Genomic DNA, 25,097 nt, shown 5'->3' with positions numbered 1-25,097 from the left:
GCTCCATTATCCGCCCATCGGCCGGTGGATTACATCCGCGAGGATTTCCAGCGATAGCTTGATCGGACAACAGCGAGGCGGCGAACCCACGGACTTCGTTCCAATCGCCCCGTGGCTCCATTGCTTTCGTGGGTCGCGCTAACCCCCGAAGGGATAGGGCTTCTGAAACAGCCCCAGGCCGCAAACTCCCCGAAATACGGTGGGGTGTTTGTTTTCCAGGTAATGGGTGCTGTTTAGGATCACGGCATTCGGGGCCGTGTGGCTGCGGAACTCCATTGCGGCGCGATGCGAGCCACCCTTCTTCGTCCGATCGAAGTCAGCCGACAGGCCCGACACGTCGTCCATCACAAGCAAGCCACCGGGGGGAAGGGCTTCCCACCATAGTTCCAGTTCCTGCCGAGTGTGGTCATATTGGTGGGAGCTGTCGATATATACAAGCTGCGGCGCTCCTCCGAGAAAAGCCGCAGCTTCCTTAGCGCAGATCGGATCTGATGAGTCGCGGACCGCGACTTGGACTATGTCTGACAGTTCCGCTCGTTCCAGCCAACCCGAAGTATAGGCGCTCGACTTCGGATCAATATCTACCGTGTAGAGCTTCGTTCCTATCCCCATACGGCGGGCGATCATGCCCAACAAGAGCGTCGAAAACCCGACATAGTGCCCACATTGGACAACGCGCTTGATGCCCGACGACATCATCAGACCGGTAAGCATTGTAATTGTATCGATGCTGGAGGCGCCTGAATTTGGCCACTGTTCGCTTGTCTGGCGAAGCCAGGCGATTAGGATGTCATGGTCTTCCGCGGAAAGGACATGCAGAAACGGCGGATCGTAGGGGTGCGCGCGAAACCAGTTGTTGTCAGCGCCTGGGGTTTGCGCGGCGACAGTTGCGTACGGAGTGCGAGTCATGAGGGCCTCCAGGAATTGAGGTCGACTATCATGGCCAAGTCATTGGCTAAAGCTTAAAAATCACCGCAGCACCAGTAATGATCCCGGAGGACTTGGTATCTCCTGGATTGCTCAATTTCATGTCAGATCATCGAATACCGTCTGCTTCATGGCCGGGGATCGCTGCGGAAATTTTGGTCCAGCCTCCCCTCCGGAGCCGCTACCTCGGCATCCTTCACGGCAAATATTGCCTCCAGACACGCAATCACTATCGGCCGCCCGCCGAACCGATGCCTCCCGTGATATTTCGACCGATCCGAAATTGGCAGTGATCTCCTGACAGCCGCGCTCTCGCGTTCAACCAGTGCGGGAGGCGCCGGGCGAGGAAATATCGTCCGGTCGGGCCTGTGCCCGCCAGCTCACCGAGCGCATCAGAGCCCATCCGCTATATGTCGAGGTGAAATCGGCTCAGACGCCTTCGCGGGTGCAGAAGGAATCGAGGCTGACGCGCGACGCCGAGACCGGCCAGAAGTCGATTCGTCGGTGGATGACGAAGCTGGCTCGAATTCCGCTGGGCGAGCCGCACTGGATCGAGGGGCGGACGATGCCGCGCGCAGCGCAGGGGCGGGGCGATCCGGCGCCCGCGCCGTTCGGACGATCATCGTAAGATTGGAAGGCCCCCGATCCATTCGGGGCAAGCGGCCCGCTCGGTGCGTCCGGCGCCGGCCAAGGAGGCCGGCTACCGCTGACGGCGGAACAAGATGAATGGTCGGGGAGAGAGGATTCGAACCTCCGGCCCCTGCCTCCCGAAGACAGTGCTCTACCAGGCTGAGCTACTCCCCGACGCGGAGTGCAATCGCTGTTTTGTGCCTCTCGGGAAGGCGCGACTGCTTGCCAAGTCGGGCGCCTATAGGGGGGATTTTTCCGGCTTTCAAGCGCCTCGTGCAGCCAGCATGTCCGCAACCACCACGAATTTTTCGCGCGGGGCTCCGTCGCGGGCGCGCGCGGTCTCCGCCGCCTCGATTTTCTGCCAGTCGGCGAAGCTCACCTTGTCCGCCCCGCGCTCGGCCAGCAGCACGTCCAGCCCCTTGCCGCCGGCCTTGTTGGCGGGGGCGGGATGATCGGCGGCGATCTCCTCGGCGATCTTGTAGCCATCGGGACGATTCGTGCCGATCGTGCCGGTCGGCCCCCGCCTGGCCCAGCCGACGGCGTAGAGGTTGCCGCCGTCCACGGGCACGCGGCCCTCGCTGTTGGCGAATCGCCCGGCGCTCTCGTCATAGGGCACGCCGGGAATGGGCGGCGTGCGATAGCCGATACAGGATACGACCAGCCCGCACGGGATCGCATAGGTTTCGCCCGTGCCTTCCACCTGCCCATCGCCGATCGGCCGGGTGCGCTCGACGATCAGGCGCTCGACGCGGCCGTCGCCCTCGATCGCGACCGGCTTGGCGAAGAAATCGAAGTCGATCGCGACCTCCTTGTCCTGGGCGAGCGAGACGAAGCCGCGCAGATGGCCCATCGCCTTGCGCTGGCCCGGCTCGAGCGCGGCATCGGCCTCCACGGGCGGCAGATCGGCGGGGTCGACATGCGGCACGGCGCGCCGGAGGTGGCCGAGCTCGCCCAGCTCCTTGGGCGTCATCTGCATTTCGTGCGGGCCGCGGCGGCCCACCATCGTCACCCTGCGGATGGCCGAATTGCCCAGCGCCTCGAAGGCGTGGGCGACGATATCCGACCCGACGAACTCGGCCGGCCCCTTGGCGAGGATGCGCGTCACGTCCAGCGCGACATTGCCGTTGCCGATCACCACCGCGCCATCGCAGTCGAGTGGCGGGTTGAGCCCGGCGAAATCGGGATGGCCGTTATACCAGCCGACGAAGGCTGCCGACCCGATGACGCCGGGCAGGTCGCCGCCGGGGATGCCGAGCGGGCGATCGACGGGTGCGCCGGTGGCGAGGATCACGGCGTCATAGAGGGCGACCAACTCCGCCACCGTCACCTCGCCGCCGACGGTGATGTTGCCGACGAACCGGACATTGGGGTTGAGCGATACCTGCTCGTAGCGCTGGGATACCGCCTTGATCGACTGGTGATCCGGCGCGACCCCGAACCGGATGAGGCCGTAGGGCACGGGCAGACGATCGATGATGTCGATGCTCACCTGGTCGCCGAACTGCTTCTGGCAGGCTTCCGCCGTATAATAGCCCGCCGGGCCCGAACCGATGATCGCGATATGCCGCATATCGTTCGCCTCTCCAGTATTTTGGACGATGGTAACGCGGTGCGGGCGCGGCACAAGGGCCGTCCGGCGGGCGGCTGGCGATTGCATTTGCCAATATTACGTTTCAATGACAGCCGCGCATTCCCGAAGGAGCCCGTCCCATCCGCCAGATCGCTGCCTTGCCCTACCGTATCGAGGCGGACGGATCGGCGCGCGTGATGCTCATCACGTCCCGCGATACGGGGCGCTGGGTGATCCCCAAGGGCAATCCGATCCGCGGGCTCGATCCGCACCGCGCCGCCGCGCACGAGGCTTATGAGGAAGCGGGCGTATCGGGCATTCCCTGCCCGTCCGCGCTCGGCACCTATCGCTATCGCAAGAGAAAGAATAATGGCGAATCGCGCAACGCCACCGTCGCGGTCTTCCCGCTGGCGGTGCTGAAGCAGGCGGAAGAATGGCCGGAGCAGGATGAGCGCGAGACGCGATGGTTCACCCTGGCCGAGGCCGCGGATGCCGTCGCCGAGCCGCAACTGAAACAACTGATCGCCGGTTTCCGGGCGCCCGTCGCGCCCGCCGGCCTGCTGGAGCGCGGCCTCGCCTGCGTCCGCAATTGGGGAGCTACGATACCGATGCTGCGCTGGTTCCAGGCCTTGATGCCGAAACAGGGGCGCTTCTTCGAACAGTTCGAGGATCATGCCGCCACGCTGGTCGCCGGCGCCGACGCGCTCGCGCGGCTGCTGGAAGGCGGCGACGACATGGCGGATCATGTCCGCGAGATCTTCGAGCGCGAGCATGAAGCGGACGAGATCATCCGCGAGGTGCTGCAGGATGTGCGCCGCATCCTCATCACCCCGTTCGACCGCAGCGCCATCACCAGCCTGATCGGGGTGATGGACGATGCGATCGACCAGATGAACAAGACCGCCAAGGCGATCACCCTCTACGAGATCATCCGGTTCGAGCCGCAGATGCGCGACATGGCCGGCATCATCGTGGAGGCCGCGCGGATCACGGCGGAGGCGATGCCGCTGCTACGGTCCGTTGGCACCAATGGCGGGCGGCTGCATGAGCTGACCGAACGGCTGGTCAGGATCGAAGGCCATGCCGACGAGATCCACGATGCCGGCCTGCGCGCGCTCTACCGCGCCCATATCGACAGCAAGCCGCTGGAATTCATCGTCGGGCGCGAAATCTACAGCCATCTGGAAAAGATCGTCGACCGGTTCGAGGACGTGGCCAACGAGATCCAGGGTCTCGTGATCGATCACGCCTGATCGCGCCGGACAATCATCATGGAAGCCGCTGCTCTTTCGCTGCCGCTGCTGATCGGGCTGATCGGTGTGGCCTTGCTGTTCGATTTTCTGAACGGCCTGCACGATGCCGCCAACTCGATCGCGACGATCGTCTCCACCCGGGTGCTCCGCCCGCAATATGCGGTGGTCTGGGCCGCCTTCTTCAACTTCATCGCCTTCCTTTTCTTCGGCCTGCATGTCGCCGAGACGGTGGGGCGCGGCATCGTCAGCGCGGAGATCGTCGATGCCCATGTGATCTTCGGCGCACTGATGGGGGCGATATCGTGGAACCTCATCACCTGGGGGCTGGGCATCCCTTCCAGCAGCAGCCACGCGCTGATCGGCGGCCTTCTGGGCGCCGGCACCGCCAAGGCGGGGCTGCACGCGGTGGTGTGGAGCGGCGTGTTCAAGACTGCCGCCGCCATCGTGCTGTCGCCCACCATCGGCCTGGTGCTGGCGCTGGTGCTGGTGCTCATCACCTCATGGGCGTTCGTGAAGGCCACGCCCACGCTTGCCGATCGCTGGTTCCGCAAGCTCCAGCTCGTCTCGGCATCGCTCTATTCGCTCGGACATGGCGGCAATGACGCGCAGAAGACGATGGGGATCATCGCCGTGCTGCTTTATTCGCAGGGGATGCTGAGCGGTGGATTCCACGTGCCCTTCTGGGTGGTGATAAGCTGCCAGGCGGCGATGGGGCTGGGCACGCTGATGGGCGGATGGAAGATCGTCCACACCATGGGATCGAAGATCACTCGCCTCACCCCGGCGCAGGGCTTCTGCGCGGAAACGGGCGGCGCGCTCACCCTGTTCGGCGCGACATGGCTGGGGGTGCCGGTATCGACCACGCACACCATCACCGGCGCGATCGTTGGCGTGGGATCGGCGCGGCGCATGTCGGCCGTGCGCTGGAACATCGCCAGCCGCATCGTCGTCGCCTGGGTGGTGACGCTCCCGGCCGCCGCCGCGATCGGTGCGCTCTTCTACTGGCTGGCGGGTCTTTTCGCCTGGTGACCGCAAACAGGCGGGCGACCTCGGGGCCGCCCGCCTGCCCGATCAGTTGGCCGCCTTGGGCGCCGCGGCCGATGCGTCGGCGGGCAGGCCGCCGAGCTGGGTGACCAGCTTGGTATAGGCATCGAGATAGGCGAGCACGATCACCTGGCCGATCTCGGTATTCTCATAACCGCCGCCGCCGGCACCGAAGGCACCGCCGCTGAACAGGCCGGCGCCGGCGCCGAAGCCCAGATCCTGCTTGCGGGCATAGCCTTCGATCAGCGCCTCTTCCTCGGTGGTGCGGGCGTTGACGACCGAAAGCGTGACGTTGGCTTCCTTCTTCTTGATCGAAAGGCCGCCGGCCAGCGCGCCGAACGTGTTGCGGCCGAGGACACCGCCCAGCAGGCCGCCCAGCGCATTGCCGCCGGCATTGTTGTTGGAGCTCACGATATCCGGCTGCAGGAAATAATCGGCGGCCTTCACCTGGCCCTTGCCGATATTGGACTTGGCCTGAAGCTCGCCGGAATCGGCCAGCGCGCGCTCCATGTTGCGGCTGGCGAGCGATCGGCCGCGATTGACCAGCGTGAAGCAGCCCGATTTCTGGACGAACGTCTTGATGATCGCCTCGGGGCTGCCGAGGCTCAGTTCACGCCACCACTGATTCTCGGGCTCGACGATGGCGATGGTGCCCAGCTTGCGGGTGCAGACGGGGATCTCCGCCTGCTTGGCGGTCTGCTGCTTGCGGGCCGAGGATTGCGCCTGGGCCGCGGGCGGCAGCAGGGCCACGCTGGCCAACGCGCCAGCGAGCAACATGATCTTCTTCACAACAAATGCCTCCCAGTTATGCGACCCCCGATAACGCCTGCGCGTTAACACCAACCCCTTAACGGATTTTGTGACGCGGGTCACATGCCGGCGGATTTCACATATCTTTGGCAAGCGGCCTGCTTGATGCTATCGGCGGCGCCAATTCCATCCATCCCAGAAGATCGGCCCTTTCCGTGACCCCGCTCGACCGTATCCGCAATTTCTCGATCATCGCGCATATCGACCATGGCAAGTCGACGCTGGCCGACCGCCTGATCCAGCGCACCGGCGGGCTTTCGGACCGCGAGATGTCCGCCCAGGTCCTCGACAATATGGATATCGAGAAGGAGCGCGGCATCACCATCAAGGCGCAGACCGTGCGCCTCGATTATACCGCGAAGGACGGGCAGAGCTATGTCCTGAACCTGATGGACACGCCGGGGCACGTGGACTTCGCCTATGAGGTCTCGCGCAGCCTTGCCGCCTGCGAGGGCGCGCTGCTGGTGGTGGACGCGGCGCAGGGCGTGGAGGCGCAGACGCTGGCCAACGTCTACCAGTCGATCGAGCATGATCACGAGATCGTGCCCGTCATCAACAAGATCGACCTGCCCGCCGCCGAGCCCGAGAAGGTGCGCGAGGAGATCGAGGAGGTGATCGGCCTCGACGCGTCCGGCGCGGTGCTGGCGTCGGCCAAGTCGGGCATCGGCATCGACGACATTCTCGAGGCGATCGTCGCCAAGATCCCGCCGCCCAAGGGCGATGCGACCGCGCCGCTCAAGGCGATGCTGGTGGATAGCTGGTATGATCCCTATCTGGGCGTCGTCATCCTGATCCGCGTGATCGACGGCGTGATCCGCAAGGGCCAGCAGATCAAGTTCATGCAGGCCGGCACCACCCATCTGGTCGATCGCGTCGGCTGCTTCCGCCCGAAGATCGAGCAGCTCGGCGATCTCGGCCCCGGCGAGGTCGGCTTCATCACCGCCCAGATCAAGGAAGTGTCGCAGACCGCCGTCGGCGATACCATCACCGATGCGAAGAAGCCGGCGGCCGAGCCGCTGCCCGGCTTCAAGGAAGTGCAGTCGGTGGTGTTCTGCGGCCTCTTCCCGGTCGACGCCAATGATTTCGAGAAATTGCGCGAATCGATCTCCAAGCTGCGCCTCAACGACGCCTCGTTCAGCTTCGAGATGGAGACGTCCGCCGCGTTGGGCTTCGGCTTCCGCTGCGGCTTCCTCGGCCTGCTCCACCTGGAGATCATCCAGGAGCGGCTGACCCGCGAATATGATCTCGACCTCATCACCACCGCGCCGTCGGTGGTCTATCGCCTGCTGCTCACCCGTTCGGCGGGCGAGGCGGAGGCGCGGACGATCGAGCTGCACAACCCCGCCGACATGCCCGATCCCAACAAGATCGAAATGATCGAGGAGCCGTGGATCGAGGCGACGATCTACGTGCCCGACGAATATCTGGGCAGCATCCTCAAGCTCTGCCAGGATCGGCGCGGCATCCAGAAGAACCTGACTTATGTGGGCGGCCGCGCGCAGGTGACCTACGAGCTGCCGCTGAACGAAGTGGTGTTCGATTTCTACGATCGCCTGAAATCGATCACGCGCGGCTATGCCAGCTTCGACTATCACCAGATCGGCTATCGCGAGGGCGATCTCGTGAAGATGTCGATCCTCGTCAACAACGAGCCGGTCGATGCGCTCAGCATGATCGTCCACCGCGCCGCCGCCGAGGCGCGCGGCCGCCACATGTGCGAGCGGCTGAAGGACCTGATCCCCCGCCACATGTTCAAGATCCCGATCCAGGCGGCGATCGGCGGCAAGGTGATCGCGCGCGAGACGATCGCGGCGCTGCGCAAGGACGTGACCGCCAAATGCTATGGCGGCGACGCGACCCGCAAACGCAAGCTTCTGGAAAAGCAGAAGGAAGGCAAGAAGCGGATGCGCGAATATGGTTCGGTCAGCATCCCGCAGGAAGCCTTCATCGCCGCGCTGCGCATGGGTGACGAGGGATAAGGGTGACGAGGGATAAGGCGCCCGGTTTCAGGCGCTTTTCCTGAGGCCCGATCGCACGCCGCCCATCTGCCAGATAAGGAGCGCCGGCACGCCGATCGCGATGTCCCGCGCCCGCTTGACGAGCGACAGCGCCACCGCCGCCTCCGGCCCGATGCCGAATATCGGGCCGAGCAGGATATAACCCGCCTCCTGGATGCCGATCGCGCCCGGCACCACGAAGGCGGCGCTGCGCAGCACGAAGATCAGGCTTTCCAGCGCTATGATGTGCAAGATCGTCTGATGCTCCCCCATCAGCCGCAGGGTGAGCCAGGCCGAGGCCGCGCTCCCCGCCCAGGCGAGCAGGTTGAAGAAGAAGGAGGCGAGGATCGCGCGCCGCACCCGGTAATAGCGCGTCAGCTCGGCCACCACCGCATCCACCGCCACCTCCGCCCTGGGCAGCATCCGCCGGGCGAGGAAGGCGAGGAAGCGCAGCGCCGGCACCTGCAGAAGGGCGAAGGCGATCGTCACCGCCACGGCCACGCCCGCGCCGATCAGCGCCAGCGTGCGCAGCGATCGCATCGCATCGGCGTCCAGCAGGATCGCCCCCAGCATCCACAGGCCGAACAGGGTGAACAGCAATTGCGCCGCCATCTCGGTGGTGAGGTCGACGATGATCGAGGCATAGACCCGCGTCGCCGGCAGGCCGCGGCCGATCAGCGTCCACGCCCCGACCACGATGCCGCCGATCTGGGAAAAGGGCAGCAGGTCGCTCGCCCCCTCGCGCGTCGTCCGCGCCCAGGTGAAGAGCGGCAGGCGGCGGAAGGATGCGTCCGGCATCGCCGTCAGCCAGGCCGCGCCCAGCAGGCCCAGCACCGCGAAGGAACAGGCGATCAGCAGCAGGAAGCCGCCGATGCCCAGCCGGCCGGCGGCGGCCATGATGTCGCCCAGCCCCGCCCGGCCGATCGCCCACAGCGCGATGGCGAGCCCGATCGCGGTCGCCGCCAGCAGCGGCCAGCGGAACGGGACCTTCACGATCGCATGAAGCGCAGCACGAAGCGGATCGCGCCGGGCACGAAGCGCGGCCGGATCAGGCGGCGGTCATAAGGGGCCAGCCGCCGGTCGTTTTCGGCAAGGCAGATGCGGGCCAGCTCGGGAAAGCTGATTTCCACGCCCAGTTCCCTGGAACCGTTGAGCGTGAAATTATTCTCCTGTGCCTTGGTGTTGCTGCCCATGCCCTTCGCCATGTCGATCCGCTCGAGGATCAGCACGATCCACACCGCGATCACCTTCAGTTCGAACCAAGGCCGGCGCCACCAGGGCATGTTGCGCCGCCACCAGGCCACCCAGTTGACGAAGAACAGGATATGGCGCCCTTCCTCGCGCATCACCGGCTCGAACGTATCGACCAGCTCCGGCGGGAAGAAGCCCGATCTGCGGGCGACATCGAACAGGCCGAATCCGAAGAAGCTGTCGATGCATTCGGAATATCCGGTGCGCATGAAGGCGAATTCGGGATCGCGCGGGCGGCGATATTCGGGCTCGGGCGCCAGTTCGATCCCATAGGCCTGCACCATATCCGCCAGCACCAGCTTGTGGCGGCTCTCCTCGAAGGCGTTCATCATGATCGCTTCCTTGAGGAGGGGGTCGGAAACCGCCTCGCCGAAGGTGCGCACGTTCATGCCGGCCCGGCCCTCGGTGGCGACGGCGATGTCCCAGATCGGCAGTGAGGTGATCTTGCCGTGCGTGTCCGCGTCCAGCTTCGGCCATTCGATCAGCGCGGGGCGGTAGGGATCATGGGTATCCAGCAGGGTGCGGCAGAACAGAGTCTTGTGCGTCTCGCTGCCCAGCGGCGCCGGGGCGCCCCCGGCTGCGGCGGCGGGGGCAAAGGCGCTCATGCTCTCCATCAGGCCGCGACCCTTTCTTCCTCGAAATCGGTGAAGCTGCCCAGCCGCGCGCCCGACAGGCGAAGCGCGGCGCGGGTGCGCTCGTCCACCAGCGCCGCCAGCTCGGCCTCATAATCGTAACCCGGCGCATGGCCGGCAAAGCCGGCCTCGGTCGCGGGATGGAGATAGATTTCGGTGAGGCCTGGTGGCAGATGCTCGATCAGGCCCGCCAGCCGCCCGACATGCATATGGCCGGACCAGCGCAGGCCGAACACCTGATCGGGCACGATCAGCCCCGCCGATGCGAAGCGCGCCTGCAGCGTCCGCGCCCATGGCGCGGCGACGCGGTCGGCCAGCCGGCCGGGACTGGCCGGCTCCACCTCGGCCAGCGGCTCGGGCGGTTCCACCGGCGCGCGCACGGCGCGCAGGCCGAAACGCCCGCCGATCTCCACGATCAGGCCGGCGATGGTCGGGTGCAGGTGGAAATGCTTGTGGGCGTTCACATGATCCAGCTTCAGCCCGGTCGCGCCGAAGGCGATGAACTGCGCCTCGATCTCCTCGGCCAACTGGCGCCGCACGGCGGGGCGGAAGAAGAAGTCCACGCCCGCGCGCACCATGTTGGCGCGGAACCGGCCGTCGCCATCGACCAGATCGGGCACGCGATCGGGCGGCAAGGTGGGCCGGCCGTCGACCAGCACCAGATGCAGGCCCACGCCCAGCATGGGCAGCTTGCGCGCGGTGGCGATCGCGTCGGTCGCGGCCTCGCCCGCCACCATCAGGCTGGTCGCGGTCAGCACGCCTTCGCGATGCGCGCGCTCCACGGCGCGGTTCACCGCGATCGACGCGCCGAAATCGTCGGCGGTTATCACCAGCCTCCTGGCCGGGTGCGGCGCGGGCGCGGCCTCGCCCGGCTCGGTGCCGGCCCAGCCTGGCCCATGGGCGGGGGGGCGGGACAAGGTGCCGGCCGGGGCGGCTGCGTGGGCGGGAAAGCGCATCGTCCCGCCCCCCTTCAGGCCACCGCTTCCTTGCGCTGGCGCAGGAAGCGGAAGAATTCCACCCCTTCGCGCAGCCGCCGCTTCATCATGTCCTGGTCGCGGATCATCTCGCCCACGATCGCGCCGATCTTGCGCGGGCGGAAGTAGAAGCGCTTGTAGAAATCCTCGACCGACGCGAAGATCTCCGTGCTGTTCAGGTGCGGGTAGCTCAACTGGGCGATCTGGTTGCCATGGTCGGTCAGCAGATGGTCCGTCCCGTCGAACCAGCCATTCTCCGTCGCCTGCCGGTAGAGGAAGGTGCCCGGATAGGGCGCGGCCAGCGATACCTGGATGGTGTGGGGGTTGATCTCCTGCGCGTAGCGGATCGTTTCCTCGATCGTCTCCTTCGTCTCGCCGGGCAGGCCCAGGATGAAGGTGCCGTGGATGACGATGCCCAGCGCGTGGCAATCCTTGGTGAACTGCCGGGCGACATCGACGCGCAGGCCCTTCTTGATATTGTGCAGGATCTTCTGGTTGCCGCTTTCATAGCCGACCAGCAGCAGGCGCAGCCCGTTGTCCTTCATCACCTTCAGCGTATCATAGGGCACGTTGGCCTTGGCGTTGCAGGACCAGGTGACGCCCAGCTTGCCCAACTCGCGGGCCAGCGCCTCGACGCGCGGCGCGTTGTCGGTCAGCGTGTCGTCGTCGAAGAATATCTCCTTCACCTGCGGCATTTCCCGCATCACATATTTCACCTCCTCGATCACATGGCCGATCGATCGGGTGCGGTAATTATGGCCGCCCACGGTCTGCGGCCACAGGCAGAAGGTGCAGCGGCTCTTGCAGCCGCGCCCGGTGTAGAAGCTCACATAGGGATGCTTCAGATAGCCGCCGAAATATTTCTCGATCACGAGGTCGCGCTTGTAGATCGGGCTGACGAAGGGCAGCGCGTCCATATCCTCCAGCACCGGCCGGTCGTCATTATGGACGATCACCCCCTGCGCGTTGCGGTAGCTGATGCCCTTGATCGATGCCCAGTTCTGGCCGTCGGCGACGTCCTTGATCGTGAAGTCGAATTCGTTGCGGGCGACGAAGTCGATCGCCTCGGACGCCGCCAGGCTTTCCTGCGCCTGCACCGCCACCTTGGCGCCGATCAGGCCGATCTTCAGATCGGGATTCAGCGCCTTCAGCATCTCCGCCGTCTTCACGTCCTGCCGGAAGGAAGGGGTGGAGGTGTGGAGGATCACCAGGTCGCGCGCATAGGCTTCGTGCTTGATGTCGTCGAAGGAAAGGTCGTGGGCGGGGGCGTCGATCAACTTCGATCCCTCCACCAGCGCCGCCGGCTGGGCGAGCCAGGTGGGATACCAGAAGGACCGGACCTCGCGCTTCATCTGGTAGCGCGCGCCGGCGCCGCCGTCATAACCGTCGAAGGAGGGGGCTTGCAGAAAAAGCGAGCGCATCACGTCAGATACTCCGTATCCGCCGACATCCGACCATCCTTCCCTAGCCGAAATCTTCCTCCCCGCCAATCGATTGAGCGGACGGCGAAGGCGCCGAGAAAGAGGATGAAGGAAAGGATGTCGCGCAGCGGCAACAGCGCGATCGGCGCGGTGCGGCGGCCGGCGAGGCGGTCGATGCGGAGCGCGAGGGCGAGGCGCGCGGCCAGCGCTGCGGCGACCAGCCACAAATTCAGGCCGAGAAGAGCGAGCGGCAGCGGATGGGTGACGATGCTGCCGGCATAGCCCCATGGGTCGAGCCCGCGGATGGTGGCGTTCCAGCGCAGCTCGTGGCGGGCGAGGGCGGCAAGGCTCGTCTCGGCGCAGCCATGGGTGACGATGAGGCGCGGTATCGCCACTTCGCAGCCCGCCGCGTGGGCGGCGGCACCGATGGCGTGGTCGTCCGCCAGCACGTCGGCGAAGGGGGCGAAGCCGCCGATGCGGTCCAGCGTTTCGCGGCGCATCGCGATGGTCGATCCCATGCACGGCCGGGCGCGCCCGGTGGCGAGGCCGACGATGACGGACGGCAGGAACTGCCAGCTGATGCCGGCGGCGGCGATGCGGGACCAGGCACCGGCATCACCCCGCCCGGCATAGAGGCAGGTGGCGATCGTGCCGGCAGGCGCGATCGTGGCGACGATGCGGGAGATATAATCGGGCGGCACCGCGATATCGCTGTCGCTCAGGATGATGATGTCGCCGCTGGCGTCGGACATCATGTTGATCAGATTGGATATCTTGCCGTTGCTGCCGTGGCGCGCGCGATCGGCGCGCACCCGCACCGGCCCGTCGATCGCGCGGGCCACGGCGGCCGCCGGATCGGCCGGGTCGTGCACGCCGCAGACGATCTCCACCGCGCCGCGATAATCCTGCTCCACGAAGCTGCGGAGATTTTCGGCCAGCAGCGGCTCGGCGCCGTGGAGCGGCTTCAGGATCGTGACGGGCGGGCCGTTTTCCGGCGGTATCGGCCCGGATTTCCAGCGTCCGGCAAGGATCGTCGCGGCCAATGTATAAAGGATGCCGGCGACGGCGAGGCATTGCGGCAGCAGGAGCGCGGTCATCGTCACGCGATCGACTGTAGACCGCGCCGCCATCTTTTCACATACTTCGTCGCAGGCCTGGGCCGGAACCGGGCGACCGAGGAGGCAATGCTGGCCGATCGCGGGAAGACCATTTTGGTGACGGGCGTTTCCGGCTTCGTGGGCGCGGCGGTGGCGCGGGCCTTCGCCGGCGCCGGCTATGCGGTGCGCGGCCTCGCGCGCGAAACGAGCGCGCCTGCGAATCTCAGGGACTTTCCGGGCGAGATCGTGCGCGGCGACATCCGCGACGCTGCCGCCATGCGCGCCGCGCTCCGGGGCGTGGACGGGCTGGCGCACGTCGCCGCCGACTATCGCCTGTGGGCGGCGAACCCGGAGGAGATCGTCCGCAACAATCGCGAAGGCACGCGCACCGTGATGGAGGCGGCGCTGGCCGCCGGCACGCCGCGCATCGTCTATACCAGCAGCGTCGCCACGCTGGCGCCCGACGCCGGCCGCCCGGCGGACGAGGACCGGCCGCTCGACGAGGAGGCGGCGATCGGCGCCTACAAGCGCAGCAAGGTCGCCGCCGAACGGCTGGTGGAGGCGATGGTGGCGGCGCGCGGTCTGCCTGCGGTGATCGTCAACCCCTCCACCCCGATCGGCCCGCGCGACGTGAAGCCCACGCCCACCGGCCGCATCCTGATCGAGGCCGCGCGGGGCCGGATGCCGGCCTTCGTCGACACGGGGCTGAACCTGGTCCATGTTGACGACGTGGCCGAAGGCCATGTCGCCGCATTCGAGCGGGGGCGGGCCGGGCGCCGTTACATATTGGGCGGCGAGGACGTGAGCTTGCGGACGATGCTGACGGACATTGCGGGCCTCACCGGCCGCCGGCCCCCGCGCCTCAACCTGCCGCGCGGGCCGCTCTATCCGCTGGCCTGGGGTGCGGAGCTGGTGTCGCGCCTGTCGGGCCGCGAGCCCTTCCTCACCCGCGATGCGCTGAAGATGTCGCGCCACGCCATGTTCTACAGCTCGGCCAGGGCGGCGGCGGAGCTGGGCTATCGCGCCCGGCCCTATCGTGACGCGATCGGCGATGCGATCGCCTGGTTCCGGCGCGAGGGCATGATCGCATGACGATATTGGCCGCCATCAGCCTGGGCCTGTGGATCTATCTGCTGGCGGGGCATGGCGGTTTCTGGCGCGCGGCCGAGACGGACGAGGCGGCCGCCCCCGATCCGGTGAACTGGCCGGCGGTGGCGGCGGTGGNGCCGGCGCGCGACGAGGCGGCGGTGATCGGCCGGACGATCGCCGGCCTGCTGGCGCAGGATTATCCCGGCGATTTCCGTATCCTGCTGGTGGACGACGGCAGCAGCGACGGCACCGCCCGGATCGCGCGGGAAGCGGCCGCCGCCACGGGCCGGGGGGACCGGCTGGAGATCGTGCCCGGCAGCCCGCCGCCCGCCGGCTGGACGGGCAAGCTCTGGGCGATGGAGCAGGGCATCGCCCGGGCCGGCGGCGCGCGCTGGCTGTGGCTGACCGACGCCGATATCGCCCATGCCCCGGACACGCTCCGGTCGCTGGTGGCGCGCGGCGAGACGGAAGGGCTGGCGCTCTGTTCGCTGATGGCGCGGCTCAGCACCGCCAATGCCGCCGAACGCGCGCTGATCCCGGCCTTCGTGCTGTTCTTCCAGATGCTCTATCCCTTCGCGCGGGTGAACCGGGCGGGATCGCCGGTTGCCGCCGCTGCCGGCGGCTGCATGCTGGCGCGCGCCGATGCGCTGGCGCGGGCGGGCGGCATCCCCGCCATCGCCGCCCATATCATCGACGATTGCGCGCTGGGCCGGGCGATGAAGCGGCAGGGGCCGATCCGCCTGATGCTGACGCGCCGATCGGTGAGCATCCGCCCCTATGGCGGCTGGCGGGAGATCGGCGCCATGATCGCGCGGTCGGCCTATGCCCAGCTCCGTTATTCGCCCTGGCTGCTGGCGGGCACGCTGCTGGGCCTGGCACTGGTCTTCCTGGTGCCGCCGCTGGCCGCAGCATTCGCCGCCGGGCCGGGCCGGGCGATGGGGATCGCCGCCTGGGCGCTGATGGCGATCGCCTTCCAGCCGATGTTGCGCTTTTATGGCCGGTCGCCCCTGTGGGGGCCGCTGCTGCCGGCGATCGCGGCTTTCTATGCCGGCGCCACCGTGCTGTCGGCCTTGGCGCATGCACGCGGGCGCGGCGGCATGTGGAAGGGGCGCGCGCAGGCGCGGCTGGGCGCATGACCGCGCTGGCGGAACAGGCGCCAAGGGCGGCGGGCGCGGCGGCGCTGGCATCGGGCAAGGGCCATAAGGACGAGAATTTCCCGGTCGCCTCGCTGCTGATCCGGCCGGAGCATCGCGCGCCGATCATGGCCTTCTACCGCTTCGCGCGGGCGGCGGACGACGTGGCCGATCACCCCACGGCGGCGCCTGTCGAAAAGCTCGCCCGGCTGGAGGCGATGCGCGCGGGCCTGACCGGCGAAAGCGATGCCGATCCCGCCGCCGCGGCGCTGCGCGCAGCGCTGGCCGGGCGCGGGCTGGATGCGGGCCACGCGCTCGATCTGCTGGAGGCGTTCCGCCGCGACGTGACGGTGAACCGCTATGCCGATTGGGACGCGCTGATCGATTATTGCCGCTATTCGGCGATGCCGGTCGGCCGCTTCGTGCTGGATGTGCATGGCGAGGATCGCGCGCTGTGGCCGGCGTCGGATGCGCTGTGCGCGGCGCTGCAGATCATCAACCACCTGCAGGATTGCGGGAAGGATTATCGCGCGATCGATCGGGTCTATCTGCCCGCCGACCGGCTGGCCGCGCATGGCGCCACCGTCGATATGCTCGCTGCCCCGCGCGCGGCCCCGGCGCTGAAGGCGGCGATCGGCGAGGCGGCGGGTGAGGCGGAGGCGCTGCTCGCCCGGTCGGCCGGTTTCGCCCACGCCATCGCCGATCGGCGGCTGGGCATGGAGGTGGCGGCGATCCAGCGGCTGGCGGAAAGCCTTGCGGCGCGGCTGCGCCGTCGCGATCCGCTGGCCGAAAAGGTCCACCATGGCAGGATGGAGGCGTTGATGATCGCTGGACGCGCGGCACTGGGCCGGATGATCGCGCGGGGCGGGCGGGCATGACCGCCACCAGCCTCGCCACGCAGGGCCGGGCGGCCGGCAGCTCCTTCTATGCCGGCATGCGCGTGCTGCCGCGCCCCGAACGCGAGGCGATGTATGCCATCTACGCCTTCTGCCGCGAGGTGGACGATATCGCCGACGACCAGCGCGGGGATCGCGCCGCCCGCGGCGCCGCGCTGGAGGCGTGGCGCGCCGATATCGCCCGGCTCTATGCCGGCGGCGATCCGGGGCAGGCGCATTATCTGGCGCCGGCCGTCCGCCGCTTCGATCTCGCGCGGGCGGATTTCGATGCGGTGATCGCCGGCATGGCGATGGACGTGGCGGGCGACATATGCTGCCCCGACGCGGCCGATCTCGATCTCTATTGCGATCGCGTGGCATCCGCCGTGGGGCGGCTTTCGGTGCGGGTGTTCGGCATGGAGGAAGCGCCGGGGCTGGCGCTGGCCCACCATCTCGGCCGCGCCCTGCAACTCACCAACATTCTGCGCGACGTGGATGAGGATGCGGCGATCGGCCGGGTCTATCTGCCGGCCGAGGCGCTGGCGGCGGCCGGGCTGCCATTGGGCGATATCGCCGCGATCACCGCCGATCCCCGGATCGATCGCGCCTGCCGGGCGGTGGCGGCGGAGGCGCGCCAGCATTTCGATGCCGCGCGGCGCATATTGGCGGCCCGGCCGCGCGGCCACCTGATCGCCCCCCGGCTGATGGCGGGCGCCTATGGCGTGCTGCTGGATCGGATGGAGGCGGCGGGCTGGGCGCCGCCGCGCCGCCGGGTGCGGCACAACCGGCTGGCGATCCTGGGGATGATGATCCGCCTCAGGCTGCTGCGGTAGGGCGGCGATGGCGCGGGCTCATGTGATCGGCGCGGGGCTGGCCGGATTGGCGGCGGCGATCGCGCTCACCAAGGCGGGCCACGCCGTCACCTTGTCCGAAGCGGGGCCGCGCGCCGGCGGGCGCTGCCGCTCCTATCACGATCCCCAGCTCGGCCTCACTATCGATAACGGCAACCATCTGGTGCTGTCGGGCAATGCCGCCGTGGCCGATCATCTCGCCACGATCGGCGCCGCCGATCGGCTGGCCGGGCCGGCGGAGGCGAGCTTCGCCTTTTTCGACCTGCGCGATGGCGAACGCTGGCGGGTGGCGCCCAATGGCGGGCCGCTGCCCTGGTGGCTGTTCGTCCCCGGCCGGCGGGTGCCGGGCACGAGTGTTGCCGATTATCTGCCGCTCGCTCGCCTGCTGGGCGCCGATGCGGACGCGCGGATCGGCGATGTGATCGCCACCGATACGCCCCTGTGGGAAAGGCTGATCGCGCCGCTGATGGTGGCGGTGATGAACACCCCGCCGGCGGAGGCATCGGCCGGGCTGGCGGCCGCCGTGATCCGCGAGACGCTGGCCAAGGGCGGCCGCGCCTGCCGCCCCCGCATCGCCCATCCCACCTTGGCGGCCGCCTTCGTCGATCCGGCGATCGCGTGGCTCCGGTCGCATGGCGCTGACATCCGCATGGGCCGGCGGCTGAAGGCGCTGGGCTTCGCGGGCGATCGGGTGGAGCGGCTGGGTTTCGCCGACGGGGCGGATGCCGTCGCCGCCGACGATCCGGTGGTCCTCGCGGTGCCGGCATGGATGGCGGCCGATCTCGTGCCGGGCCTCACCGTGCCCGATCGCCACCATGCCATCGTCAACGCCCATTTCGCCTTTCCGCCGCCGCCCGCCTTGCCGCCGATGCTGGGGGTGATCGGTGGCACCGCGGAATGGATCTTCGCCTTTCCCGACAGGATCTCGGTGACGATCAGCGCCGCCGACCGGTTGTGCGATGAGGATCGCGGCGCGCTCGCCGCCCGGCTGTGGGCGGAGGTGGCCCGCGCCGCCGGGATCGATGCGCCGTTGCCGCCTTGGCAGATCGTGCGCGAACGCCGCGCCACCTTCGCCGCCACGCCCGATCAGGATGCGCGGCGGCCGGGGGCGGCCACGGCCTGGGCCAATCTGATGCTGGCGGGCGACTGGACGCGGACCGGCCTGCCGGCGACGATCGAAGGGGCGATCCGATCCGGGCGGACGGCCGCCCATCTGGCAGGCGAGGTGGCACGCGCGCATGTATCAGTCTGAAGCCGGCAATCCTGTTCCCGTCGATCCGCTGGCCGCGGTGGAGAAGGCCGTCGATCGCGCGGCGGTGGCGCTGATCGCCGCCCAGCGCGACGACGGCCATTGGGTGTTCGAGCTGGAGGCCGATGCCACCATCCCGGCCGAATATCTGCTGCTGCGCCATTATCTGGGCGAGCCGGAGGATCTGGCGCTGGAGGCGAAGGTCGGCCGCTATCTCCGCCGCATCCAGAACGGGGACGGCGGCTGGCCGCTGTTCCACGGCGGCGCGATGGACCTGAGCACCACGGTGAAGGCCTATTTCGCGCTCAAGCTGATCGGCGATGACGGGGATGCGCCCCATATGGCGCGGGCGCGCGCGGCGGTGCTCGCGGCCGGCGGGGCGGAAGCCGCCAATGTCTTCACCCGCATCCAGCTTGCCCTCTATGGCGCGGGGCCGTGGGCGGCGGCGCCGGAAATGCCGGTGGAGATGATCCTGCTGCCGCGCTGGTTCCCGATCCACCTGTCGAAGATGTCCTATTGGGCGCGCACCGTGATCGTGCCGCTGCTGGTGCTGATGGCGCTCCGCCCGCGCGCGCGCAATCCGCGCGGCACCCATGTCGACGAACTGTATCGCAGCAAGGAACCGGCGCCGATCGCCAGCCGCGCGGCGGGCACCGGAAGACTGTGGACCGAAGGCTTCCTCGCGCTCGACAAGCTGCTGAAGGGCGTGCGCCCCTTCTGGCCCGCCGGCTTGCGCCGCCGCGCGATCGATCGCTGCGTCGCCTGGACGCGCGAACGGCTGAACGGGGAGGACGGGCTGGGCGCGATCTATCCCGCCATGGCCAATGCCGTGATGATGTATGATGCGCTCGGCTATCCGCCCGATCATCCCGATCGCGCCATCGCCCGCGCCTCGGTCGAAAAGCTGCTGGTGCTCGATCCCGAGGACGGAACGGACGAGATCTACTGCCAGCCCTGCGTCTCGCCCGTCTGGGATACCGCATTGGCGGCGCATGCCCTGATGGAGGCAGGCGGCGAGGCGGCGGAAGCGCGGGCGGCGAAGGGGCTCGCCTGGCTCAAGCCGCTGCAGGTGCTGGACGTGAAGGGCGACTGGGCGGAACAGCGGCCCGATGTGCGGCCGGGCGGCTGGGCCTTCCAGTATCGCAACGATCATTATCCCGATCTGGACGATACCGCCGTGGTGGCGATGGCGATGGACCGCGCGCGCGGCCGGATCGTGCCGGGCGACGGGCAGGATCAGCCGATCGCGCGCGGCCGCGAATGGGTGGAAGGCATGCAGAGCCGCAATGGCGGCTGGGGCGCCTTCGATGCCGATAATATGGCGGAATATCTCAACAACATCCCCTTCGCCGATCATGGCGCGCTGCTCGATCCGCCGACCGTGGATGTCACCGCGCGCTGCATATCGATGCTGGCGCAACTCGGCGAGCCGGCGGAAAGCCCCCGCATGCGGGCGGCGCTCGCCTATCTCGCGCGCGAGCAGGAGGCCGATGGCAGCTGGTTCGGCCGCTGGGGGGTGAACTATGTCTACGGCACATGGTCCGCCCTCTGCGCGCTCAACGCGGCGGGGGTCGATCCGCAGGAACCGATCGTGCGCAGGGCGGTCGCCTGGCTGGAGGCGATCCAGAATCCCGATGGCGGCTGGGGCGAGGATTGCGACAGCTATGCGCTGGATCGCACCGGCCACCGCCCCGCGCCCTCCACGGCCTCGCAGACGGCCTGGGCGCTGATCGGGCTGATGGCGGCGGGCGAGGTGGATGGCGCCGCCGTCCAGCGCGGCATCGGCTGGCTGATGCGCCATCAGGGCACGGATGGGCTGTGGCCGCAGGAACATTTCACCGGCGGCGGTTTCCCGCGCGTCTTCTACCTGCGCTACCACGGCTATCCGCGCTATTTCCCGCTCTGGGCGATGGCGCGATACCGCAACCTCAAGCGCGGCAACGCGCGTCGCGTGATGGTGGGCATGTGACGATCCTGGTGGCGACGGGGCTGAAGCGCGAGGCCCGGATCATCGCGCGCGACGGGCTGGCGCCGATCCCCGGCGGCGGCGACGCGGCGGCGCTGGAAGCCGCGCTGGAGGCGCATGCGCGTTCCGCGCGCGCGATCTGGAGCATGGGGATAGCCGGCGGCCTCGCTCCCGACCTCGCCGTCGGCGACTGGACGATCGGCGGCGATCCGGCGACGGTGGAGGCACTCGCCCGCCGCCTGCCCGAGGCGCGGATCGGCGAAGTCCATGCCGATGGCACGCTGGTCGCCGAAGCGGCCGCCAAGCATGCGCTCCATGCCGGAACGGGCGCGATCATCGTCGATATGGAATCGCACGTCGCCGCCCGCGTGGCGGCCCGGCACGGCCTGCCCTTCGCCTTCCTGCGGGTGATATCCGATACCGCCGACCATGATCTGCCGCACGCCGCCTGGGTGGGGATGCAGCCCGGCGGCGGCATGGCGATCGGCCCGGTGACGGCATCGCTGGCCCGCAACCCCGGCCAGCTGCCCGCCCTGATCCGCACCGCGCGCGATGTGGGCGCGGCCTTCCGGTCGCTCGAACGGCTGATGGCGCGCATGAATGAAGGCGAACGGTTCTGGGAGCAGAGGCAATGATGCACTGGAAGCATTGGCGGCCGGCGGCGGCGCTTTTCATGACGATGGCGACAGGCACGGCGGTCCACGCGCAGGATGCCCCGGAAACGCTGTTCCGCGATGTGCGGGTGTTCGACGGGCAGTCGGATCGCCTGTCCCCGCCCACCAATGTCGCGGTGAAGGGCAATGTCATCATGGCGATCGGGCCGGCGGCCAAGGCGGGCGCCGGGACGCGGGTGATCGAGGGGCGCGGCCGGACGCTGATGCCGGGGCTGATCGACGTCCATGTGCACCTGACCTTCGGCGCGCTCGACATGGCGAAGCTCATGTCGCCGGATCTGACCCCGCAGGCAGCCGAGGCCGCCGCCGCCGATCAGGCCAGGGCCATGCTGCTGCGCGGCTTTACCGCCGTGCGCGACATGGGCGGCCCGGTTTTCGGGCTGAAGGCCGGGATCGATAGTGGCAAATATCAGGGGCCGCGCATCTGGCCGTCGGGCGCGGTGATCAGCCAGACGTCCGGCCACGGCGATTTCCGCCTGCCCACGGAACGCTCGCGCCGCTTCTTCGGCAAGCCATCGCGCGCCGAGGAGTTCGGCGCCACCTTCATCGCCGACGGGCGGGACGAGGTGCTCGCCGCTACGCGCGAGAATCTCCGCTTCGGGGCGAGCCAGATCAAGCTGATGGCGGGCGGAGGTTCATCCTCCGATTACGATCCGATCGACGTGACCCAATATCTGCCCGAGGAGCTTTCGGCCGCCGTGGCCGCCGCCGAGGATTGGGGCACCTATGTCGCCGTGCACGCCTATACGTCGCGCGCGGTGCGCCGTGCGCTGGATGCGGGGGTGAAATCCATCGAGCATGGCCAGCTGCTCGACGAAGCGACGATCAAGCTGATCGCCGATCGCGGCGCATGGCTTTCCCTCCAGAACCTGCCGCCGCCCCTGCCGAACGATCCGCCCGATCGCGTCGCCAAGAAGATGGCGGTGCGCGAAGGTTCGGACCATGCTTGGAGTTGGGCGAAGAAATATCATGTGAAGCTCGCCTGGGGCACGGACTTCCTGTTCCGGCCCGAGGAGAATCGGGAACAGAACGCCTATATCCTCCGGCTGAAGCAATGGTTCACCCCGGCCGAGATCCTGCGGATGGTGACGCACGACAACGCCCAGCTCCTCGCCCTGTCGGGCGAACGCGCGCCCTATAAGGGCAAGCTGGGCGTGGTCGAGGCCGGCGCGCTGGCCGACCTCATCCTGGTGAACGGCGATCCGCTGGCGAATATCGACCTGATCGGCGACCCGGATCGCAACTTCGCGGTCGTGATGAAGGACGGGGTGATCTACCGGGCCGATGGCGTGAAATGAGTTGGGAGGCGGCGTAGCGGCCGTGCTGCAATTGAGGCGGGCGCAATTCGATATATCGATGGAAAGCCGACGTCGCACTCCGACCGGCAGATATGGGCTTTTAGTTGAATTGTAGGATTCATGCGCCTATCTAGGCCCTAATCGAACCCGCCAGGCCTCTGCCCGCAAGGGTATGCACACTTGGCGGGTCTTTTATTTTCAGGATCGTGCCGGCTATGTAACGGCATGTCGCGACCGTTTACCAAACCGGCAATGACTTTTGCGCAGCAGATCGCGCATCTGCGCATGCAGGGCATGATCGTGCCCGATGTCAACCGCGCTGAGCATTGGCTGCGCCATGTAAGCTATTATCGCCTGAGTGCTTATTGGCTGCCATTTGAAAATCCCAAGGGGCATGCCGGCCCAAGATTTGCTCCGGGCACAAATTTCGATACCATCACCGCGCTGTATGAATTCGATCGCCGATTGCGATTACTCGTTCTCGATGCAATCGAGAGGATCGAGGTCGCGATTCGAGGAAGCTGGGCTTATGCGCTTGCGCATAACGGTGGCCCACATAGCTATCTCGACGCATCACTCTATAGCGATCGCCGTATCTTTCATGAAAATCTGGCGCGGCTCGCCCGCGAAGTCGGAACCTCGCCGGAGACGTATATCGATCATTATCGGCAGAACTATGATGATCCAGCGATGCCGCCGGTCTGGATGGTCGCGGAGATGATGTCCTTTGGGCAATTATCGCGCTGGTTCTCTTCGCTCCACGATCGCGCTTTAAGGAACAGAATCGCCCAGCCGACGGGCCTGCCCGAAGTCGTGCTGGTGCCGTTGTTGAGACATCTTTCCACGGTCCGCAACAGTTGCGCCCATCATGCCCGCTTATGGAATCGCGGTTTCCTGATCCGTATGAAACTGCCCGTGAAACCAGCAATGTTGGTGGAAACCCTGGAAACGACGGCCAATCCCGGGCCGGCCCTGCTCTACAACAGCTTGGTGCTTATTCAGTATCTGCTGCATCAGGTAGATCCGACGTCAGGATGGCAATCAAAGCTGAAGAAGCTACTGAAAACCCATCCGACGGGCGGGCTGGCTGAAATGGGGTTTCCAGTCGGATGGGAAAGACGCCCGCTGTGGCTGTGGCTGTGACCGCCAACGCCCGGCCCCACATGACTTCTGGAGCGTAGCTTACCTCGCTTCGATGGTTTTCACCGCCACGCCGCCGTCACATGCTTGCCGGCTTCGGGCTGCGATTGCCGGATGAGGGCCAGTTCGCGCTCGACATGGCTGGAATAGACATTCTCGGCCGGGCGCTGGCGGCTGAGGTCGATATCCGGGGCCATCGGGCCTTCGGTCCGGATGTGGCGGGCGGCCTTCAGGAATTTGAACGGATGGCGGACGGCGTCGGTGGTCGCGGTGCCCTCGAACCCGCAATGGACCATGCAGTCGGCGCATTTTTCATATTTGCCGACGCCGTAATTCTCCCAGTCCGTGTCGTCGATCAGCTCGCGGAAGGTCTGCACATAGCCTTCGCCGAGCAGGTAGCAGGGCTTTTGCCAGCCGAAGACGGTGCGCAGCGGCATCGACCAGGGGGTGCATTCGTAGGTCTGGTTGCCGGCCAGGAAATCCAGGAACAGGGGCGAGTTGGTGAAGGCCCATTTCCGCTTGGGATCATGGCGGAACACGTCGCGGAAGAGCTGACGCGTCTTTTCGCGGTTGAGGAAATGCTGCTGGTCCGGCGCGCGTTCATAGGCATAGCCGGGCGAGACGGTGATGCCGTCGAGCCCGATCGCCATCATGTCGTCGAAGAAGGCCGCGAGCCGATCGGGATCGGCGCCGTCGAACACGGTGCAGTTGATCTGGGTGCGGAACCCCCTGGACTTGGCGAGCAGGATCGCATCGCGCGCGACCTCGTAGACGCCGTCCTGGCAGACCGAGCGATCGTGCATCACCTGATCGCCGTCGAGGTGGATCGACCAGGTGAAGAAGGGCGACGGGCGATACTGATCGATCTTCTTCTTCAGAAGCAGCGCGTTGGTGCAGAGGATGACGAACTTCTTGCGCGCGATATAGCCTTCGACGATGCGCGGCATCTCGCGATGGAGCAGCGGCTCCCCGCCGGCGATCGATACGGCGGGGGCGCCGCATTCATCGATCGCGGCCATGCACTGGTCGTAGGAAAGGCGCTGGTTCAGTATCTCGTCCGGATAGTCGATCTTGCCGCAGCCCTTGCAGGCGAGGTTGCAGCGCAACAGCGGCTCCAGCATCAGCACCAGCGGATAGCGTTCGACGCGCCGGAGCTTGCGGCCCAGCACATAGCCGCCGATCCGCGCCGCCTGGGAAAAGGGTATGGCCGCCATCT

General features: G+C 67.4%; 21 protein-coding genes and 1 tRNA gene. 12 read left to right on the top strand and 10 right to left on the bottom strand.

Going from position 1 to position 25,097, the window contains the following annotated elements:
* Window positions 1-138: 138 nt before the first annotated feature.
* From BHE75_RS20585 to BHE75_RS20570, 3 genes are all read right to left on the bottom strand, one after another.
* Window positions 139-909, bottom strand: a complete 771-nt coding sequence (locus tag BHE75_RS20585) for a class I SAM-dependent methyltransferase (RefSeq protein WP_084653398.1) — start codon at window positions 907-909, stop codon at window positions 139-141.
* A gap of 745 nt (window positions 910-1,654) precedes the next feature.
* Window positions 1,655-1,731 (bottom strand) — tRNA-Pro (locus BHE75_RS20575).
* Window positions 1,732-1,819: 88 nt separating this feature from the next.
* The gene (locus BHE75_RS20570) at window positions 1,820-3,127 is read right to left on the bottom strand and encodes an FAD-dependent oxidoreductase (RefSeq protein ID WP_070935150.1); all 1,308 of its coding nucleotides are present in this window, start codon (window positions 3,125-3,127) and stop codon (window positions 1,820-1,822) included.
* 140 nt (window positions 3,128-3,267) lie between these two features.
* Here BHE75_RS20570 and BHE75_RS20565 point away from each other — a divergent pair, with 140 nt between their 5' ends.
* Both BHE75_RS20565 and BHE75_RS20560 read left to right on the top strand, forming a co-directional pair.
* Window positions 3,268-4,380, top strand: coding sequence for a DUF47 family protein (locus tag BHE75_RS20565; protein ID WP_070935148.1), 1,113 nt, complete (start codon window positions 3,268-3,270; stop codon window positions 4,378-4,380).
* 18 nt (window positions 4,381-4,398) lie between these two features.
* Entirely contained in the window at window positions 4,399-5,409 is a 1,011-nt protein-coding gene (locus BHE75_RS20560; protein ID WP_070935146.1) for an inorganic phosphate transporter, read from the top strand.
* 42 nt (window positions 5,410-5,451) lie between these two features.
* Here the strand turns inward: BHE75_RS20560 and BHE75_RS20555 are convergent, their stop codons facing one another.
* Window positions 5,452-6,201: a CsgG/HfaB family protein gene (locus BHE75_RS20555; protein WP_041865292.1), complete on the bottom strand. Its 750-nt coding sequence runs from the start codon at window positions 6,199-6,201 to the stop codon at window positions 5,452-5,454.
* 188 nt (window positions 6,202-6,389) lie between these two features.
* On the opposite strand from BHE75_RS20555, the gene lepA reads away from it, so the two are divergent.
* The gene (gene lepA, locus BHE75_RS20550; RefSeq protein WP_015458573.1) at window positions 6,390-8,213 is read left to right on the top strand and encodes a translation elongation factor 4; all 1,824 of its coding nucleotides are present in this window, start codon (window positions 6,390-6,392) and stop codon (window positions 8,211-8,213) included.
* A gap of 27 nt (window positions 8,214-8,240) precedes the next feature.
* Here the strand turns inward: lepA and BHE75_RS20545 are convergent, their stop codons facing one another.
* From BHE75_RS20545 to hpnI, 5 genes are read right to left on the bottom strand one after another with little or no spacing between them, the layout of a single operon-like run.
* Entirely contained in the window at window positions 8,241-9,224 is a 984-nt protein-coding gene (locus BHE75_RS20545) for a lysylphosphatidylglycerol synthase domain-containing protein (protein WP_084653394.1), read from the bottom strand.
* Window positions 9,221-10,096, bottom strand: coding sequence for an aminomethyltransferase (locus BHE75_RS20540; RefSeq protein WP_070935144.1), 876 nt, complete (start codon window positions 10,094-10,096; stop codon window positions 9,221-9,223). The genes BHE75_RS20545 and BHE75_RS20540 overlap by 4 nt, the downstream gene beginning before the upstream one ends.
* Window positions 10,096-11,070, bottom strand: a complete 975-nt coding sequence (gene hpnK / locus BHE75_RS20535) for a hopanoid biosynthesis-associated protein HpnK (RefSeq protein WP_084653392.1) — start codon at window positions 11,068-11,070, stop codon at window positions 10,096-10,098. Before hpnK ends, BHE75_RS20540 begins: the two co-directional genes overlap by 1 nt.
* Window positions 11,071-11,084: 14 nt before the next feature.
* Window positions 11,085-12,512, bottom strand: coding sequence for a hopanoid biosynthesis associated radical SAM protein HpnJ (gene hpnJ, locus BHE75_RS20530; protein WP_015458569.1), 1,428 nt, complete (start codon window positions 12,510-12,512; stop codon window positions 11,085-11,087).
* The gene (gene hpnI / locus BHE75_RS20525) at window positions 12,509-13,639 is read right to left on the bottom strand and encodes a bacteriohopanetetrol glucosamine biosynthesis glycosyltransferase HpnI (RefSeq protein WP_070935142.1); all 1,131 of its coding nucleotides are present in this window, start codon (window positions 13,637-13,639) and stop codon (window positions 12,509-12,511) included. The genes hpnJ and hpnI overlap by 4 nt, the downstream gene beginning before the upstream one ends.
* A 54-nt stretch (window positions 13,640-13,693) precedes the next feature.
* Between hpnI and hpnA the strand changes: the two genes are divergently transcribed.
* The 9 genes from hpnA to BHE75_RS20480 all read left to right on the top strand — a co-directional run bounded on the left by hpnA (window position 13,694) and on the right by BHE75_RS20480 (window position 23,884).
* Window positions 13,694-14,698, top strand: coding sequence for a hopanoid-associated sugar epimerase (hpnA, locus tag BHE75_RS20520; protein ID WP_070935140.1), 1,005 nt, complete (start codon window positions 13,694-13,696; stop codon window positions 14,696-14,698).
* On the top strand, window positions 14,695-15,831 hold the full coding sequence (locus BHE75_RS20515) for a glycosyltransferase (protein WP_070935138.1): 1,137 nt from the start codon (window positions 14,695-14,697) through the stop codon (window positions 15,829-15,831). The genes hpnA and BHE75_RS20515 overlap by 4 nt, the downstream gene beginning before the upstream one ends.
* Window positions 15,828-16,706 carry a squalene synthase HpnC gene (hpnC, locus tag BHE75_RS20510; RefSeq protein WP_070935136.1) on the top strand — a complete coding sequence of 293 codons (879 nt, stop codon included), beginning with the start codon at window positions 15,828-15,830 and terminating at the stop codon, window positions 16,704-16,706. Before BHE75_RS20515 ends, hpnC begins: the two co-directional genes overlap by 4 nt.
* Entirely contained in the window at window positions 16,703-17,536 is an 834-nt protein-coding gene (hpnD, locus tag BHE75_RS20505; protein WP_070935134.1) for a presqualene diphosphate synthase HpnD, read from the top strand. Before hpnC ends, hpnD begins: the two co-directional genes overlap by 4 nt.
* A 7-nt stretch (window positions 17,537-17,543) precedes the next feature.
* The gene (gene hpnE / locus BHE75_RS20500) at window positions 17,544-18,806 is read left to right on the top strand and encodes a hydroxysqualene dehydroxylase HpnE (protein WP_070935132.1); all 1,263 of its coding nucleotides are present in this window, start codon (window positions 17,544-17,546) and stop codon (window positions 18,804-18,806) included.
* Window positions 18,793-20,772, top strand: coding sequence for a squalene--hopene cyclase (shc, locus tag BHE75_RS20495; protein ID WP_070935131.1), 1,980 nt, complete (start codon window positions 18,793-18,795; stop codon window positions 20,770-20,772). Before hpnE ends, shc begins: the two co-directional genes overlap by 14 nt.
* Window positions 20,769-21,404 carry a phosphorylase family protein gene (locus BHE75_RS20490; RefSeq protein ID WP_070935128.1) on the top strand — a complete coding sequence of 212 codons (636 nt, stop codon included), beginning with the start codon at window positions 20,769-20,771 and terminating at the stop codon, window positions 21,402-21,404. Before shc ends, BHE75_RS20490 begins: the two co-directional genes overlap by 4 nt.
* Complete coding sequence (locus tag BHE75_RS20485) at window positions 21,401-22,741, top strand: metal-dependent hydrolase family protein (RefSeq protein ID WP_070935127.1); 1,341 nt, start codon at window positions 21,401-21,403, stop codon at window positions 22,739-22,741. The genes BHE75_RS20490 and BHE75_RS20485 overlap by 4 nt, the downstream gene beginning before the upstream one ends.
* Before the next feature lie 252 nt (window positions 22,742-22,993).
* Window positions 22,994-23,884 carry an Abi family protein gene (locus BHE75_RS20480; RefSeq protein ID WP_254684517.1) on the top strand — a complete coding sequence of 297 codons (891 nt, stop codon included), beginning with the start codon at window positions 22,994-22,996 and terminating at the stop codon, window positions 23,882-23,884.
* A gap of 59 nt (window positions 23,885-23,943) precedes the next feature.
* Here the strand turns inward: BHE75_RS20480 and hpnH are convergent, their stop codons facing one another.
* Entirely contained in the window at window positions 23,944-25,095 is a 1,152-nt protein-coding gene (gene hpnH / locus BHE75_RS20475; RefSeq protein WP_070935123.1) for an adenosyl-hopene transferase HpnH, read from the bottom strand.
* Between the last annotated feature and the right edge of the window lie 2 nt (window positions 25,096-25,097).

This window comes from Edaphosphingomonas haloaromaticamans (assembly GCF_001853345.1).
Lineage (GTDB): Bacteria > Pseudomonadota > Alphaproteobacteria > Sphingomonadales > Sphingomonadaceae > Sphingomonas_E > Sphingomonas_E fennica.
The sequence above is the reverse complement of the archived record's forward strand: the minus strand, read 5'-3'. Positions and strand labels throughout refer to the sequence as shown.